The 15,727-nt window shown below is 67.0% G+C and carries 15 protein-coding genes; 6 read left to right on the forward strand and 9 right to left on the reverse strand.

The annotated features are described in order from the left end of the window. From KBY72_RS00690 to lipB, 7 genes are all read right to left on the reverse strand, one after another. The coding region (locus KBY72_RS00690; protein WP_254992935.1) for an S-adenosylmethionine:tRNA ribosyltransferase-isomerase at positions 1-634 on the reverse strand (634 nt) is incomplete at its 3' end. Then, positions 631-2,496, reverse strand: coding sequence for an APC family permease (locus tag KBY72_RS00695; protein ID WP_254959777.1), 1,866 nt, complete (start codon positions 2,494-2,496; stop codon positions 631-633). The genes KBY72_RS00695 and KBY72_RS00690, both read right to left, overlap by 4 nt. A gap of 13 nt (positions 2,497-2,509) precedes the next feature. Beyond that, a complete protein-coding gene (locus tag KBY72_RS00700) occupies positions 2,510-3,850 on the reverse strand; it encodes a dihydrolipoamide acetyltransferase family protein (protein WP_254959778.1) in 1,341 nt (446 codons plus the stop codon). Positions 3,851-3,901: 51 nt separating this feature from the next. Then, entirely contained in the window at positions 3,902-4,342 is a 441-nt protein-coding gene (locus KBY72_RS00705; protein WP_106502263.1) for a YlqD family protein, read from the reverse strand. Between the two features lie 81 nt (positions 4,343-4,423). Further along, entirely contained in the window at positions 4,424-6,337 is a 1,914-nt protein-coding gene (locus KBY72_RS00710) for an AMP-binding protein (RefSeq protein WP_254959779.1), read from the reverse strand. An 84-nt stretch (positions 6,338-6,421) separates the two neighbouring features. Beyond that, positions 6,422-7,996, reverse strand: a complete 1,575-nt coding sequence (locus KBY72_RS00715; protein WP_254959780.1) for a glycine betaine ABC transporter substrate-binding protein — start codon at positions 7,994-7,996, stop codon at positions 6,422-6,424. After that, positions 7,993-8,673, reverse strand: a complete 681-nt coding sequence (lipB, locus tag KBY72_RS00720) for a lipoyl(octanoyl) transferase LipB (RefSeq protein ID WP_254959885.1) — start codon at positions 8,671-8,673, stop codon at positions 7,993-7,995. The genes KBY72_RS00715 and lipB overlap by 4 nt, the downstream gene beginning before the upstream one ends. 54 nt (positions 8,674-8,727) lie before the next feature. Between lipB and hpf the strand changes: the two genes are divergently transcribed. From hpf to KBY72_RS00745, 5 genes are read left to right on the forward strand one after another with little or no spacing between them, the layout of a single operon-like run. Beyond that, positions 8,728-9,318: a ribosome hibernation-promoting factor, HPF/YfiA family gene (hpf, locus tag KBY72_RS00725; protein ID WP_254959781.1), complete on the forward strand. Its 591-nt coding sequence runs from the start codon at positions 8,728-8,730 to the stop codon at positions 9,316-9,318. Continuing rightward, complete coding sequence (gene deoC, locus KBY72_RS00730; RefSeq protein ID WP_254959782.1) at positions 9,315-9,983, forward strand: deoxyribose-phosphate aldolase; 669 nt, start codon at positions 9,315-9,317, stop codon at positions 9,981-9,983. The genes hpf and deoC overlap by 4 nt, the downstream gene beginning before the upstream one ends. A 7-nt stretch (positions 9,984-9,990) precedes the next feature. Next, positions 9,991-10,785 carry a DNA repair protein RecO gene (recO, locus tag KBY72_RS00735; RefSeq protein ID WP_254959783.1) on the forward strand — a complete coding sequence of 265 codons (795 nt, stop codon included), beginning with the start codon at positions 9,991-9,993 and terminating at the stop codon, positions 10,783-10,785. Positions 10,786-10,810: 25 nt separating this feature from the next. Further along, positions 10,811-12,151, forward strand: a complete 1,341-nt coding sequence (locus tag KBY72_RS00740; RefSeq protein ID WP_261359424.1) for an MFS transporter — start codon at positions 10,811-10,813, stop codon at positions 12,149-12,151. A gap of 27 nt (positions 12,152-12,178) precedes the next feature. Continuing rightward, entirely contained in the window at positions 12,179-13,381 is a 1,203-nt protein-coding gene (locus tag KBY72_RS00745; RefSeq protein WP_254959784.1) for a glycosyltransferase family 4 protein, read from the forward strand. 14 nt (positions 13,382-13,395) lie between these two features. On the opposite strand, the gene pyrF is transcribed toward KBY72_RS00745, so the two are convergent. Beyond that, on the reverse strand, positions 13,396-14,121 hold the full coding sequence (gene pyrF / locus KBY72_RS00750; protein ID WP_254959786.1) for an orotidine-5'-phosphate decarboxylase: 726 nt from the start codon (positions 14,119-14,121) through the stop codon (positions 13,396-13,398). A 122-nt stretch (positions 14,122-14,243) separates the two neighbouring features. On the opposite strand from pyrF, the gene KBY72_RS00755 reads away from it, so the two are divergent. After that, positions 14,244-14,423, forward strand: coding sequence for a hypothetical protein (locus tag KBY72_RS00755; RefSeq protein ID WP_254959787.1), 180 nt, complete (start codon positions 14,244-14,246; stop codon positions 14,421-14,423). Between the two features lie 34 nt (positions 14,424-14,457). Here the strand turns inward: KBY72_RS00755 and tyrS are convergent, their stop codons facing one another. Next, positions 14,458-15,684, reverse strand: a complete 1,227-nt coding sequence (tyrS, locus tag KBY72_RS00760; protein WP_254992936.1) for a tyrosine--tRNA ligase — start codon at positions 15,682-15,684, stop codon at positions 14,458-14,460. Positions 15,685-15,727 lie beyond the last annotated feature (43 nt).

Consider the following 15,727-nt stretch of genomic DNA (forward strand, 5'->3'; position numbering starts at 1 on the left):
TCGCCGCCAGCAGTTCGTCGCTGAGATGTAGCCCCGCTGTTGGCGCAGCAACAGCCCCAGGCTTGGCGGCGTAGCGGGTCTGATAGCGCTCGTTGTCGCTTTCGTCGTGCTCGTGGATATAGGGCGGCAGGGGGATGGCGCCGTACTGCACCAGCAGCGGCTCCAATGCCGCCGCATCGGCGCACTCCAGCGGAAACTGCACAATCCGCCCGCCCGTATCGGGGTCACTGCCAAGCACCTGCAACGGCAGCGGCGTCTGGCCTTCGGCCACCACCTCGATCCAATCACCAGGCTTGAGCTTCTTGGCGGGTTTAGCCAGGCAGAGCCACTGGCCCTGCCCGCCATGCCAAGGCTCCAGCACCAGCAGTTCCACGGAGCCGCCACTGGGCCGGCGCGCCTCCAGCCGAGCCCGAAGCACCCTTGTGTTGTTCACCACCAGTAGGTCGACGGGCCGCAGCTCCTGCTGCAGGTCCCAGACGTTCAAATGACGAGCCTGGGGCGCAGGACTAGCCCCGCCTGGCTCCACCACCAGCAGCCTCGCCGCATGGCGCGGCTCCACGGGACGCTGAGCGATGCGCTCCTCTGGCAGATTAAAGTCGTAACTGGAGAGCCGTAGATCGGCGGAATCGCTCATGCCGGAAGGTAATAGCGCACGAGGGTAAAAACGCGATTGCCGCTGGCATCAAGGGCTCTGTGCATATTGATGCCGCGTTGATTGAGAAGTAGCGAATCAAAGCTGTAACGAGGTATCGCCATCGGCATCACAATTGTGTGGGTGACGTCTGGGTGAAGCTGCTCCTCAGACGCCACGAATGCCACAAAAGGATCAACCAGCGAGGAGAAGGGGCTTGCCAAGATATGCAATTGGATTCCGGGCGACTCGCCTACTAGCCGCTGCCAGTCGCGGCGGATCATTGCAGGGTCGTCCTCCTCGGAGCGAACCCACACCCCAATCACCTGATCCGACACCTTGGCGGCGTAGCGCAGGGCATCTAGGGATGGACGTGACAGGGAAGGAATCCAGACGATGCTGCAGTTGCCCACGGGGTCGCGTCGATCAGGCAAGCGCACTGTGCCCTGTGCCTCGGCTGGCAGGGAAATAGCCGCATAAACCCTGTGATAGCGGCCCCGAATGCGTGCCAGCAGCCACACCAGAAGCGGGATAGCAATCACCACTATCCAGGCCCCCTCGGCAAATTTTCCTACCACGATCACCAGCAGCACCACCAAGGTCGTGAGTGCTCCCAAGGCATTCATCGTCAATCGACCCAGCCAGCCAGCGCCCCGTAGCCGCAACCAGCGCACCACCATCCCCGCCTGGGAAAGGGTGAAGGCCAGGAACACGCCCAAGGCGTAGAGGTTCACAGCCACGCTGGTGTCACCCCGGCACACGAGGATGATCAGAGCGGTGGTCACCAGCAACACGGCGATACCGTTCTGAAATACAAGCCTGTCGCCAATCCAGCCCATCTGACGGGGCAGGAAGCGGTCATGGGCCAGCATCGCCGCCAATCGGGGGAACCCCGCAAAGGCGGTGTTGGCCGCCAGGGCAAGGATCAGCAGAGTGGTGATCTGCAATGCCCAGAACATTGGACTGCCGGCGCCAAACACCCTCATGCCGATTTGGGCCAGCACCGTGCGCTCCGGATCAGGAGCCACTCCGTAGAGGAAAGCAAGTCCGCTGACGACCAGGAACATGGCGGCCAGCATTACCCCCATTACCAACAAGGTGGCCTGGGCCCGGCGAGCCGCCGGTTCACGAAACACCGAAACTCCATTGGCGATGGCTTCAATTCCAGTCATCGCAGAGCAGCCAGAGCTGAAGGCACGAAGTAGCAAAAACAGTCCCAGGGGCTCCACCGCCCGGATCACCGGTGGCGCATCGGGCGTAAAGCCATGGGCAAACACCAGGTTGTGGAGGCCGAACACCGCCAGCAGCGCCACCATCACCACAAAGGCGTAGGTGGGAACGGTGAACGCCTGGCCGGCTTCGCGCAGGCCCCGCAGATTGGCCCATCCGACAGCCAGGAGCAGCAGCAGCGCCAAGGGCACCTCGTAGGGGAGCAGGGCTGGCAAAAGCGAGGAGAGGGCTTGAGTACCTGCCATCAGACTCACTGCCGCGGTGAGGGTGTAATCCACCAAAAGAGCTGCCGCCGCCACCAGCGAAGGCCCGGTGCCCAGGTTTTCGCGGGCCACCACATAGGAGCCACCGCCCTGGGGATAGGCCTCGATCGTCTGGCGATATGAGAACACCACGATGGCGATCAAAACAACGATCGCTGCGGTGATCGGCAGCGACAGGCCCAAGGTCTGGCTGCCGGCCAACACCAGAACCCCAAGCGCAGCCTCGGTTGCATAGGCCACCGAGGAGAGAGCATCTGAGGAAAGAATCGGCAGAGCCTGCACACTGGGCAGGCGCTGAGCAGAGGCTTCCGCGCGAGGCAGAGGTTTGCCCAACAGCCTGCGGAGCAAGGGTTGGGCCGCAGGCTGTTTCATCGCGATAGGGGCTTCAGAAGGCCAAGCTTTCTGGGTTGGTCTCGATCAGCTGAGCCAGGTCCTTGAGGAAGGCAGCCGCCTGGGCGCCATAAATCGTGCGGTGGTCGCAGGTGAGATTCACCTGCATTTGGTTGGCCACCCGAATCGAGCCGTCTTTACCTGCCACCACTGCGGGCCGGGAGGCGGCCACCGCCAGGATGGCGCCGGTGCCTGGGGGCAGGATTGCGTCGAAGCGATCCACACCAAACATGCCGAGGTTAGAGAGGGTGAAAGTGCCGGTGCTGTATTCCTCAGGCTGGAGCTGCTTGCTGCGGGCCCGCGCCACCAGGTCGGCCCAGTTGCGGGCCATGGCATAGATATCGGTCTTGTCGGCGTTGGCCAGCACCGGAGTGATCAGGCCTCCGTCTTCCATGGCTACGGCCACGGCCACATTCACTGAGGCCGGGAAAGCCATGGCAGTGCCATCGACGCTGGTGGCGGCATTTACCTGGGGATGGCGCGCCAGCACCACGCCCACGGCCTTGGCCAGCAGGGCAGTCATCGTGACGCCCTTGGGCTTCACCTGCTTGTAAAAAGCGTCGAGCTTGGTGGTGGTGATTGTGTATCCCACCCGGAAACAGGGCACCGCCAGGCTGGCGACCATGTTGCGGTTGACAGCGTTTTGCAGCGTGTTGAAGCCCACGCTCTCGCCGGGCCGGCCGAAGGCATCGCCGGCGGGAGCTGGGAGAGGCGCAGCTGCACCATTGGAAGCGGCAGGTGCGGAGGCGGGGCCTGAGCCCTCGGCAACCCGCGGCACCGTGATCGGCTGACCGGTGGCAGCCATCACGTCTTCCGCCTGGATGCGGCCGTGGGGACCGCTGCCGCGCAGGACACCCAAATCGACACCCAATTGGGAGGCAAGCTTCTTGGCCCGCGGCGAGGCCACCACTCGGCCGCTGGCCGTGGAGGCCGGAGCCACCACCGGAGCCGCCACAGCAATAGCCGGAGCAGGAGGTGGGGTTACGGGTGCGGAGGGAGCGGGAGTTGGGGTGGCGGCCGCAGGCGCTGGGGCTGGGGCAGCAGCTGGGGCAGATGCCGCTGGGGCCTTGGCTGCCACCTCGGCAATCTCAGCCTCGGTTTCGACGATCAGGCCAATTGTTTCGCCCACCGGCGCCGTGCCGCCGGCAGGCATCAACACAGCCGCCAGGTAGCCCTCGTTGAAAGACTCCACGTCCATGTCGGCCTTATCCGACTCGACGACCAGCACGGACTCGCCGCGCTCAACCTTGTCGCCTGGATGCTTCAGCCACTCCACGATCTTGCCCTCCGTCATGGTGGAGGAGAGGGCCGGCATGAAGATTTCGTGGGTGGCCAACGGAGGTCTGCCGTGTAATGGGCTGATTTTACGCGGCTCCCGCCAGGGGGATCAGCCGGCCTCGATGGCCTCGATCACGCCATCGCGCACCAGCACAGCCGCCTGCAACTTCTCAACCAGGTTGTCGCCCACCTGCACATCGCAGACGCTCTCGATCTGGCCTTGCTCAACAATCTGCTCCATTTCCAGTTCGCGCACCTGGCGTTGCTGCTCCAGCATCTGGCGCTTCTGCTCCTCCAGCTCGGCGCGCTTTGCCGCCACCTGCTGCTGCACTGAAGCCACCTGCTCCTGCACCCGGGGGTCGAGGGGGTTGGCGCTCTGGCGGCGGATCTCATCTACCAGTTGCTGACCCTCCTGCTCTAGCTGGGACAACTGGGCGTCGACATTGGCGATGGCATTGCTTAGCTCTCGCTCGGCGTCCTCCTTCCAACGGGGGGTAACCACGGCACGCACGGTGATGGTGCGTTTGATCGTGAGGGAGCCGTCAGCCATGGGGGGAGTAAAACAGCGCCCAGGCTGTCAGCAGGGCGCACCGGGGTCAACCGCCGGTTCGCCGCACCGCACCCACAAGGGTCAGCGGGGTGCGTAGATCGCCTCAATCGCCGCAGCATCGCGGGCCGTAATCCGGTCGCGGCGCTGCTTGAGGGTCTGGGTGAGCAGACCGTTATCGAGCGTGAATGGCTCCACCAAGGCCACACCGCTAAGGCGTTCGTCGGGGCGTGAGCCGGGGCGGGCGGCCAGTAGCCGGTTGCACTCCCGCGTTAGGGCGCGCAACTGGGCTAGTTCGCTCCACTCCGCCGCCTCCTTGGCCACCACCAGAGCGCCGAGCTGCTTGCGGTCCTGGCCCACCACCAGCACCTGCTCGATCAAGGGGCTGGCCACCAAGGCCTCCTCGAGGGGGCCGGGCTCGATGTTTTCGCCGCTGCTGAGCACGATCGTGTCCTTGGCCCGGCCGGTGAGCACCAGGGAGCCATCGGGCAGCAGGTGGCCCAGATCGCCGGTATCAAACCAGCCTTCGCCGTCAAGCACAGCCGCGCTGGCATCCGGCTTGCCCCAGTAGCCCGCCATCACCTGGGGGCCTCGGGCCAGCACCCGGCCGCGCTGCCCCAGGGCCAGCAGCTCGCCGGATTCGAGATCAACGATCCGCAGGCTGGTGCCCGCCAGGGGCTGGCCGGCGCTACCGCGGCGGTTGGCCCAACGGCGCCGGCAGGTGAGCACGGGACTGGTTTCGGTGAGGCCGTAGCCCACCAGCAGCTCGATGCCGATGGCTTCGAAGAAGCCATCCACGTGCATGGCCAGGGCGCCGCCACCGCTGATGGCAGTACGCAGCCGGCCGCCCACCAGCTGCTGGCGCAGCTTCGGCCAGAGCAAGGCCGCCGCCAGCCGGTGCAGGGGCCAGCGCAGCAAGGCCAGCCCCGCGGCGCCGAGCCTGGCCGGCCAGGCCTCCGGCGCAAGGGTGAGATCGAGGGCCTGGCGGCGGCGGCGGCCAAAAGCGCGGCTGTTGGCCAGGGCCGCGCCCAGTAAGCGCTGGCGCCAGGCCGGCATGGCCGCCAGGGCATCGTCAAAGCCAGAGAGCAGGGCCTCCCACAGCCGCGGCACGCTGATCAAATAGTGGGGCTTTACCTGCTGCAGGTCGGCGCGCAGCTGCTTGAGGGTTGTGTAGGTCTGGCGGCAGCCACAGGCCAGCAGGAAATACTCAGCACTGCGCTCATAAGAGTGCCAGATCGGCAGCACGCTCACCACCCGGTCACCCGGCTTGGGTGCCACGGCCACCCCCAGGTGGCGCAGCTGGTGCAGCAAGTTTGAGTGGCTCAGGGGCACACCCTTGGGCTGCCCCGTGGTGCCAGAGGTGTACAAAATCGTGGCGAGGCGGGCCCCATCAGCCGGTGGTGGCGGGGCCGGCGTGCCGCAGGCCAACGCCGCCGCCCCGCGCTCGAGCAGTTCGCCCCAACTGATACAGGATCCCGGCGCCGACCCCGCATCCCGTTCCCCCGCCAACAGGACCACAAAGCGCAAGCGCGCCCTTGTCTCAGTGGAGAGTTTCAGCTTGGCCAGCAGGGACGCCGACTCCACCACCAGGCCGCAAGCGCCAGAATCTTCAAGGATGTATCCCAGCTCCTCCACCGGCGCCGCACTGCCCCGCACCGCATCAGCGGCCCCAGCCCGCATCAGCCCCTGGTCGGCCTGCAGCCAGCGGGGACCGTTTTCAGCAAACAGGGCCACCACATCACCAGCGCCCACTCCCAGGCCAGCAAAGGCCGCCGCGGCCTGCTCGATGCGCTGCTGCAACTCGCGGTAGCTGAGCTGCTCGGGCGTGGCCGCGTGGGGAGCCTCCAGGGCCAAGGCATCGCCGTGGCGCGCCGCGAGCACTGGCCAGAGCTGCTCCAGGCCGGTGAGGCCGCTCCAGTCGGCGCGCTGGGCCAGGGCCTGGCGATCGCGGCGACTGCCGCTCCAATGGATTTCAGCGGGGGAGGCGACGCGGGCCACGGCGGTGGAAGCGGTAGGGCTTGCCAGCAGTGTTAACACCCGGGACCGGCGGCCTTGGCCTAACGGCGCCAGGAAGGGGGCTGTTCAGTGCTCCTGCCGCCAGCGGCGCACCACCAGTTCGGGGCTCTGGTGGTCCAGATCCACCGCAGCATTGAGCTGTTGCATGGTGACGGCCGAGAGGCGGCCCGCCAGGTTCTCCAGCACCGGCACCAGCTCCGGATGGCGCTCCAGGCTTGCCGCGTTGAACACGGGCACCGCGTCATAAGAGGGGAAGTAGTTGCGGTCATCCAGCAGCACCTGCAGCTTCAGGGCGGGAATCAGGCCGCTGGTGCTATCTCCTGCAATCAAATCCACCCGGCCGTCGGCCAGGGCCCGGTAGGTGAGGCCCAGATCCATGGCCGTAGGCGGCGCGGCGAAACGCAGTCCATAGCGGCTCGCCAGCCCCGGGTAGCCATCGCCCCGGTTGAGAAACTCATAGCCGAAGGCGGCCCGCCATCGGCGGGCGGGCTGCACCGCCTGGCTGATGGTCCGGAGCCCGAGTTGCTGCCCCTGGGCTTGGCGGATCAAAATTGCAAAAGTGTTCTCGAAGCCAAGCGAGGGGAACATCCGCAGCCCGTAGCGCTCGGCGTAAAGCCGGCGAGCACGGTTCCAGAGGCTGGCGCGGTCGCTGGCGCCGGGGCCCGAGGGCTGCTTGAGGATCGCCGACCAGGCCGTGCCGGTGTATTCGACGTAGCCATCGACCCGGCCCTGGCGCACGGCCTCATGGCAAAGAAAGGTGCTGCCGAGGCTGAATTCGCGCCGCACCTGCAGCGAAGTGTGTTCTTCGATCTCCTGGGCCAGCAGTTCACCGAGCAACTGCTGTTCGGTAAAACCCTTGGCCCCGATCACCACCGAGCCGGCAGGGCCTGGAGGGGCCAGCTGATGCCAGCCGAGGACGACGGCAAGCAGGGCCGCGCCGGTCAGGGCCGCCGCCAGGGTCCACCGCCGCCGAATCCACTCCCGGATCCCTAGCCATAGCCGTGACCTTTGAGGGGGCCGCCGCATCCCCTGAACAAGGTGATTCTCCAGAGCTCCCAGACAAGCATCGGCAGCCAGGGCAATGGCAGCCGCCGGCAGGGCCCCGGCCAGCAGCAGGGTGTTGTTCACCGTGGCGATGCCCCGGAAGATGAATACCCCCAACCCACCGGCACCAATCGCCGCGCCGATCGTGGCCACCCCCACGGCGATCACGGCAGCCACCCGCAGGCCCGCCATCAGGCTGGGCAGGGCCAGCGGCAGCTCCACGTAGCGCAGCACCTGGCCGCCACTGAGCCCCAATGCCTGCCCGGCCTGCTTCAGCCCGGGCGGAACCTGTTGGAGCCCGGTGAGCAGACCGCGCAGCAGGGGCAGTAAGGCGTAGAGGGTCAGCGCCACCACCGCTGGCGTGGGGCCAATGCCACCTAGCAGGGGCACGGTAAGCAGCAATCCAAAAATCGCCAGGCTGGGGATGGTCTGCACGGCATTGGCCAGCCCCAGCACCAGGCGGCGCCAGCTGGGGTGCGACTGAATCGCCAGGCCCAGGGGCAGGGCGATCAGCAGGGCCAACGCCACACTGGAAACAACCAGGACGAGATGTTCCCCGCTGCGGAAAATAATTTCCCTGGCCAGGGCAGCCGTCATAGCTTGAACACCCCATCCTGAGGATTGGATTGCCGCAGCACCAGGCCAAAACTTCTGGCAAAAGCATCCAGCAGGGGCTGACGCAGCTGCTGGGCGTTGAGCTGCGGCCGCCAATCCACCAGACGCCCCACGGGCCGATCACGGAGTCCACAGGGCACCACTGCCGCAAAGCCAGCCAGGTCGCAATCCACATTCAGGGCCAGGCCGTGCTGGCTGATCCAGCGCCTGGCCCCCACACCGATCGCCGCCAGCTTGCGGCCCTCCAGCCACACCCCGGTGAGCCCATCGATCCGCTCGCCCTGCAGATCCAGACCCGCCATCACATCGATCACAACCTGCTCGAGTTGGCGCAGATACAGGTGCAGGTCAGCGCCGTGGCGCTGCAAATTCAGCACCGGGTAGAGCACCAGCTGGCCCGGGGCGTGGTGGGTCACCTCGCCGCCACGGTCAATGCGGTGCAGGGGCAGGGGCGGTGCGGCGGGATCGAAGCGCAGAAAGGCCTCCGAAGCGCCGCGGCCCAGGGTGTAGCAGGGCTCATGCTCAAGCAGGAGCACGCTGTCGGGCCCCTCGGGATGGGCCAGCAGCCGCTGCTGCAGCTGGCGCTGGACCGCCCAGGCCCGTTCAAACGGCACCGGAGCCGTCGCTTCAAAAAGGATTGCATCGAGGTTGGGAGATATCACAAGCCGTTCTTAGCGTTGGTGCACCAGAGCACCTGAGGTGGTTGCCATCTGATGAAACTGCTGATCCATGGCCGCAATCTTGACGTCACTCCCGCCATCCGGGAGTACACCGAAACCAAGCTGACCCGCGCCATTCACCACTTTGAGGGCCTTGTTAAAGAGGCCGACGTGCACCTGTCGGTGGCCCGCAACCCCCGGGTGCCGCAGCAAACGGTCGAAGTCACGATGTTTGCCAATGGCACCGTGATCCGCGCCCAGGAGCGCAGCGACAACCTCTACGCCAGCATCGACCTGGTGGCCAGCAAGCTCAGCCGCCAGCTGCACCGCTACAAGGACCGCATCCAGGAGCAGGCCCAGGGGCCGGTGCACCGCTCCGCCCGCGACGAGGAGGCCGGCGCCGCCGCCAATCTGCCGCCCCCCGGCAGCACCTTGGTGGACGGCAAGGAGCCCGAACTGCCCAACCGGGGTGTGCGGCGCAAGTACTACGACATGCCCTCGATGAGCCTCGATGATGCCCTGCACCAGCTGGAGCTGATCGACCACGACTTCTACGTCTTCCGCGACGCCGAAACTGGCCAGATCCAGGTGGTGTATCACCGCAACCATGGCGGCTTCGGGGTAATCCAGGCCAAAGACGCGTGAGCGCCGACCGGCCAGACCTAGCCCCCCTGATCGACCACGCCCTGCTGGATCCCCACCACGGCAGCAGCGCCGTGCGCCAGTGCTGCGAGGAAGCCCGCCATTTCGGCTTTGCCGGGGTGTGCGTGGCCTCCCGCTGGGTGGCCACTGCTAGGGAGCAGCTGCCCCTTGAGGGCAAGGGCGCCAGCCCCCAGCTGATTGCCGTGGTGGGCTTCCCCTTCGGCGCCGTGCCGGCGGCGGTGAAGCTGGCCGAAGCGGTGGCAGCGGCTGAGGCCGGGGCCGACGAACTGGACGTGGTGCCCGATTTCGGCGCCCTGGTGGACCGCCAGAGCACGCCGATCCACGACGAACTCGCCGCCATCTGCGAGCTGGGCCTGCCGGTGAAGGTGATCCTGGAGGTGGGCAGGCTCGATCCCGACGCCCTGGCCCTACTGGTGGAGATCAGCATCGATGCCGGCGCCCGCTTCCTTAAAAGCGGCAGCGGCTTTGGGCCAGCGGTAACGGTGGACCACATCGAACAGCTGCGCCAGCTGGCCCGCGGTCGGGCTGCCATCAAGGCCTCCGGTGGCATCGCCAGCCTGGAGCAGGCCCTCGCCCTGGTGGAGGCTGGCGCCACCCGGCTCGGCACCAGCCGCGGCGTGGCCCTGGCCCAGGCGATGCGGGGCTGAAGCAACCGTGCCGGAGCAAAGCCTCGAAGGGTTGGCGCTGAGCTGCCGGCCCCTGGGCGAAAACGACAGGCTGCTCACCCTGCTCAGCGACGAGGAGGGGGTGGTGCGGCTGGCCGTGCCGGGGGCGCGCAGACCCCGCAGCAGCCTGGCCGCCGCCGTGCCCCTGAGCCATCTACGCCTGCAGGTGGGCGGTCGCAGCGGCCTGAGGCGGGTGCGTCAACTGAAAGTGCTGCGCAGCTACAGCGGCCTGGCCCAGCAGCTGGAGGCCCTCGCCGCCGCCCAGGCCCTGATGGAGCTCTGCCTGGCCCTGGTGCCAAGCGAGGCACCCTGCGCCGGAATCTTGGGCGACCTACTGATGCAGCTGGGCCGCCTCGACGCCCTGGTGCGGGAGCGGGGCTGCGACCTAGAAGCCTTGGCAATCGCGGTGCAGGGCAGCGTCCACCTGCTGGCCCTCGGCGGCTACGCCTTACCCCTGGGCTGCTGCAGCCGCAGTGGTGAGCCCCTGGATCCACCCGTGGGCGATTGGGATTGGCGCTGCAGCCTGGTGCCGAGCGAGGGGTTGGTGATCGGTGGCGTGCCGGGGGCGCGGGTGGTGCTCAATGCATCCGAACTGGCCCTGCTGCAACGGCTGCTGCGGCCCAACCTGCCCCGCCGGCGCGATGGCGAACTGATGGGCCCCCTGCCGGTGTGGCTGCACCTGCTGGAGCTGGTGGAGCACTGGTGCCAGGAGCATCTCAGCCGCAAACCCCGAGCCTTCCGGCTGCTGCGCACCGGCTTGGCAGCCGGGGCTGCGCCATCATGACGAGCCTGCAGCAATTCGAGCCAGTTTGAGCGGCAATTCCAACGCCACCGGATTGCAGGGCGTTCTGGCGCTACCCGATTTCCGCTGGCTCTGGCTTGGCCAGATCTTCTCCCAGCTGGCGGACAAGTTTTACATCGTGCTGATGGTGTTCCTGATCGCCCAGACCTGGGTGAAGGGAACGCCTGAGGCCAACCCCGCCCTGGCGGAGGCCGCCTCGGCAATCCGGCTGGACCTGCCCGAAACCCGGGCCCAGATGATCACCCTGCTGGCCACGGGGATCTACGTGGCCAACACGATTCCAGCCATGCTGCTGGGCACTGTCGCCGGGGTCTGGGCCGACCGCTGGCCCAAGCGGGGCGTGATGGTGGCCTCCAACGGCCTGCGGGCGTTGCTGGTCTTGCTAGCTCCCCTATGCCTGGTGGAGGGCCCCGAGTGGCTGGGGCTGAGCTGGGGCTACTGGGGGCTGGTGCTGATGACCTTTTTCGAGTCGGTGCTCACCCAATTTTTTGCGCCGGCCGAACAAGCAGCCCTACCCCAGCTGGTGCCAAGCGACCAGCTGCTCGCAGCAAACTCGCTTTATCAGGCCACCAGCATGGCCGCCACGATCGTGGGCTTTGCCCTGGGTGATCCGATCCTGCGGCTCCTAAACCTGGGCCTGCAACGAATCGGCATCAGCGGCGGTGAATTTTTGCTGCTGCCGCTTTGCTATGGCCTGGCGGCCGTAGCCATCAGCCGAATCCGCTGGCAGGAGCCGCCTCGGGCGCCGACCCGCACAACCGTGTGGCAAGAGATCGGAGAGGGGCTTCAGGTGCTGCGGGAGCGGCCGCGGGTGTTCAGCGCCATGGTGCAGCTGGTGTTGCTCTACAGCCTGCTTGCCGCCCTTTACGTGCTGGCGATCAGCCTGGCGGCAGCTATCCCCGGGCTTGGCCCCACCCAGTTTGGAACCCTGCTGGCGATGAGCGGCCTGGGCCTGGCCATTGGGGCCCTGGCCGTGGCCCAGCTGGGCCAGGGGCTCAACCGCCGCCACCTGGCTGCCACAGGCCTGGGCACGATCGGCTGGAGCCTGGTGCTGCTGGGTCAGTTGCGCGGCAATTTGGTGTTCACCTTGCTGCTCTGCGGCGTGCTGGGGGTGGGCTCAGCCCTGCTGGCGATTCCCGCCCAAACCACAATCCAGGAAGAAACACCCGAAGATCTGCGCGGCAAGGTGTTTGGCCTGCAAAACAACCTGATCAACGTGGCCCTGAGCCTGCCTTTGGTGCTGGCCGGGGCGGTGGTGAGCAGATACGGCCTGCTGCCTGTGCTCTGGGGCCTGGCAGCCATTGCCTTGGTGGCGGCCTTATTGGAGCGTCCCTGGAAGCGCTGGTAGCGTGGGCCTCCGGACGCGCGAGCCCTGGTGGCCCACATTGCCTGGCTGGGCAAGAAAACACCGTTCTGCGGCAACGTCACCTACGGACTGAGCACGACCCACGCGCTGCGCAGCCGCGGCCATGGCATCAGCTTTATCCACTTCGACACACCCCCCGGCAGCCTGGCTCGCTCCAGCGATGCCCTGCCGGACGCTGACAACCAGGGCGACAGCAATGGCGGCGGCCCGGAAGTGGCCCTGCCCTACCTGGTGAAGTCTCAGGTGTACACGATTCCATCGCTGGGGGCCCAGCGGGAATTGCGCGAATCCCTGGAGCGACTCAAGCCCGACCTGGTGCACGCCAGCCTCACCCTGTCCCCCCTCGATTTCCGCCTACCCGATCTCTGCCAGCAGCTGGGGCTGCCGGTGGTGGCCACCTTTCATCCGGCCTTCGATGCCAGCTTGCGCAACCTCACCGCCGGCACCCAGCAGCTCACTTACCAGCTCTATGGGCCCACCCTGGCCAAATTTGATCGGGTGATCGTGTTTTCGGAGCTGCAGGCGGAGATGCTGCTGCGCCTGGGGGTGCGGGCCGAGCGGCTGGCCGTGATCCCCAACGGCGTCGACACCGCCATGTGGCAGCCGGCATCGCTGGCCGCCGCTGCCAGCCCAGACCTGCAGGAGCTGCGCCAGCGCTTTGCGGGCCGGCGCGTCTTCCTGTACATGGGCCGGGTGGCCACTGAGAAAAACGTCGAGGCCCTGATCAAGGCCTGGCGGCTAGTGCGACCCGCCGGCTGCGTGCTGGTGATCGTGGGCGATGGCCCCCTGCGTAGTGCGCTGCAGGCCCCTGGAGACGAACCAGATCTGGTGTGGTGGGGCTATGAGCCCAGCCTGGAGCGACGCGTGGCCTTCCAGCAGCTAGCCGAGGTTTTCCTGCTTCCCTCCCTGGTGGAGGGCCTGAGCCTGGCCCTACTGGAGGCCATGGCCAGCGGCACCGCCTGCATCGCCACCGACGCCGGCGCCGACGGCGAGGTACTGGAGGGAGGCGCGGGCATCGTGATCAGTACCCAGGGCGTCACCACCCAGCTGCGCACCTTGATCCCGGTGCTGCGCGATCAGCCGGTGCTTACCGCCGAGCTGGGCCGCAGGGCCCGGGAGCGGGCCCTGGAGCGCTACACACTTGAAGGCAACATCGACGCCCTCGAGGCGCTCTACGCCGAACTGGTGCCCCGAGGCTCACTGGTGGCCTGAAATTAATCGGTGAACTAAAACCCGCCCAGCTCCAGCTCCCGACAGCAGGCAGCAAACGCCGCAACCGGATCTGGCGCCGCCGTGATCGGCCGGCCAATCACCAGCTGGCTGGCACCGGCGGCGACGGCCTGGGCGGGCGTCAGCACCCGCTGCTGATCCCCCAGGGCCGCTCCAGCCGGGCGGATGCCGGGGGTCACCAGGGCAAAGGGCTCCTTGTGGGCAGCCCGCAGGGCGGCCACCTCCAGCGGGGAGCAGACGCAGCCGCCGATGCCAGCAGCAGCCGCCAGCTGGGCCAGCCGTGGCACGTAGGTGGACAACGGTTCCTCAATGGCCAGCTCGGATGCAAAACGGGCCTGCTCCCAGCTGGTAAGCACCGTCACCGCCAGCAGGGTGGGGGCAGACAGGCCTACCGCCGCAGCCGACTCCAGCGCCGCCGCCTGGGCCGCGCCCATGGCCACGCTGCCAGCGCTGGCATGCACCGTGATCAGCTCGGCACCGAGGCGGGCGGCGCTGCGGCAGGCGCCGGCCATGGTGGCCGGGATGTCGTGGAACTTGAGATCGAGGAACACCCGCTTGCCCTGGTCGCGCAGCTGCTGGACCACATCCGGCCCGCCAGCCACGAACAGCTCCAGGCCCACCTTCACCCAGCGCAGCGCAGGCACGGCAGACGCAAAGGCCATGGCCTGCTCTGGCGCCATGCCATCGAGGGCCACGATGATTTGATCACTGGGCTCAAGCAAGGGCCGCTGGCAGCTTGCTTGCAGGTTAGGGAGGGCGTCTTCCAGACGACATGGCGATGGCATCAGCGCTGCATTGAGGGCCCCATGCCAGCGCCCAGGCTTGGGCAGTGCGAGCCGTAGCCATGGCCTTCTCCGATTCCACTCCCCTGCCGGCGACCCTCAACTTTGAGGCGGGCGCCTCCTGCCCCCTACCTGCCTGGCACCTCTGGGGCGATGCGGGCATCACCATTCCCCGTGGCAGCTCCGGTGATGCAGCTGCAGCCCAGGGCCCGAGCTGGGACGATCTACTGGGCAGCAGGTAGGAGGGCACCAGGTATGAGCTGCCGGTAGTAGCGCTCAGCCCGCCACCAGCCGCCGAAAGGTCTTCTTGCCCAGCTGCAGCACCTTGCCGGCGAGGACCTCCGGGCCGGCAAACTCCTGGTTTGGATCAACAAGCTTTTCGCCATCGAGCTTGACGCCGCCGCCCTGGATCTGGCGGCGGGCTTCGCTGCTGCTAGTGCAGAGGCCCACAGCACTGAGTAGGTAGAAGGCCTTGGCGGGGAAATTCACTGCCGCCAGCGAGGCCTCCGGCACCTCGGCGGCGGCGGCACCGCTACCCGCGGCACCGGCCACAAGCTTGGCTGCATCCACCTGGGCCGCCGCCGCCGCAGCCTCACCATGGCGCGCCTGGGTGATCTCCAGAGCCATCAGCTTCTGACGCTCCCTAGGGTTCTGCGGCAGACCCGCCAAATCCAGATCAGTCAGCAGGGTTAGGTAGTCGTCGACCACCGCATCGGGAACCTTTTCAAGCTTCGAGTACATCGAAAGTGGATCTTCGGCGAGGCCCACGGTGTTGCCCAGGCTTTTGCTCATCTTCTGCACGCCATCGAGGCCCGGCAGGATTGGCAGCAGCATGCCGAATTGGGGGCGCTGACCGAAGTGACGCTGCAGGTCGCGGCCCATGGCCACGTTGAACTTTTGATCAGTGCCGCCCAGCTCCAGATCCGCCTGCACCTGCACCGAGTCGTAGCCCTGCAGCAGCGGATAAAGAAACTCGTGCAGGGAGATGGGGGCGCCCGAGCCGTAGCGATTGGAAAAGTCCTCCTTGGCCAGCATCTGGCCCACGGTGCTGATGCCCAGCAGCTCAATCACCTGGGGCAGGTCAAGCCCGGTGAGCCACTCGCTGTTGCGGCGCACCTCCAGCCGGCCAGGAGTCTCGAAATCAAGCAGGGCGCGCTCGGGGTCCTGGCCCTGACCCAGCTGCTGCAGGTAGGTGGCGGCATTGGCCTCCACCGCAGCAGCGCTGAGTTGCACCCGGGTGGCGCTCTTACCGGTGGGATCGCCGATGCGGGCGGTGAAGTCGCCGATGATCAGAACGGCGATGTGGCCAGCATCCTGGAAGGCCCGCAGCTTGCGGAATAGCAGCGAGTGCCCCAGGTGGATATCGGAGCCGGTGGGGTCGATGCCGAGCTTGATGCGCAAGGGCCGCCCGGCCCGATCGGCCTCTTCCAGGCGAGCGGCTAGCTGCTGGTCTGGGTCGCTGCAGGCACCGGCACCGCTGCCGGCGGGGAACAGATCCGCCATTCCCCGCTCAAGCCAGGCCGGCAGAGGAGGCAGCCCGGTAGGT

This window comes from Cyanobium sp. BA5m-21, assembly GCF_024346235.1.
GTDB classification, from domain to species: Bacteria; Cyanobacteriota; Cyanobacteriia; order PCC-6307; family Cyanobiaceae; genus Cyanobium_A; species Cyanobium_A usitatum.

Bases quoted from the DNA above. Each gene is read 5' to 3' on its own strand.
- KBY72_RS00695 (WP_254959777.1), bottom strand. From the start codon at position 2,496: ATGAAACAGCCTGCGGCCCAACCCTTGCTCCGCAGGCTGTTGGGCAAA.
- KBY72_RS00705 (WP_106502263.1), bottom strand. From the start codon at position 4,342: ATGGCTGACGGCTCCCTCACGATCAAACGCACCATCACCGTGCGTGCC.
- KBY72_RS00715 (WP_254959780.1), bottom strand. From the start codon at position 7,996: ATGACGGCTGCCCTGGCCAGGGAAATTATTTTCCGCAGCGGGGAACAT.
- hpf (WP_254959781.1), top strand. From the start codon at position 8,728: ATGAAACTGCTGATCCATGGCCGCAATCTTGACGTCACTCCCGCCATC.
- KBY72_RS00755 (WP_254959787.1), top strand. From the start codon at position 14,244: ATGGCCTTCTCCGATTCCACTCCCCTGCCGGCGACCCTCAACTTTGAG.
- tyrS (WP_254992936.1), bottom strand. From the start codon at position 15,684: ATGGCGGATCTGTTCCCCGCCGGCAGCGGTGCCGGTGCCTGCAGCGAC.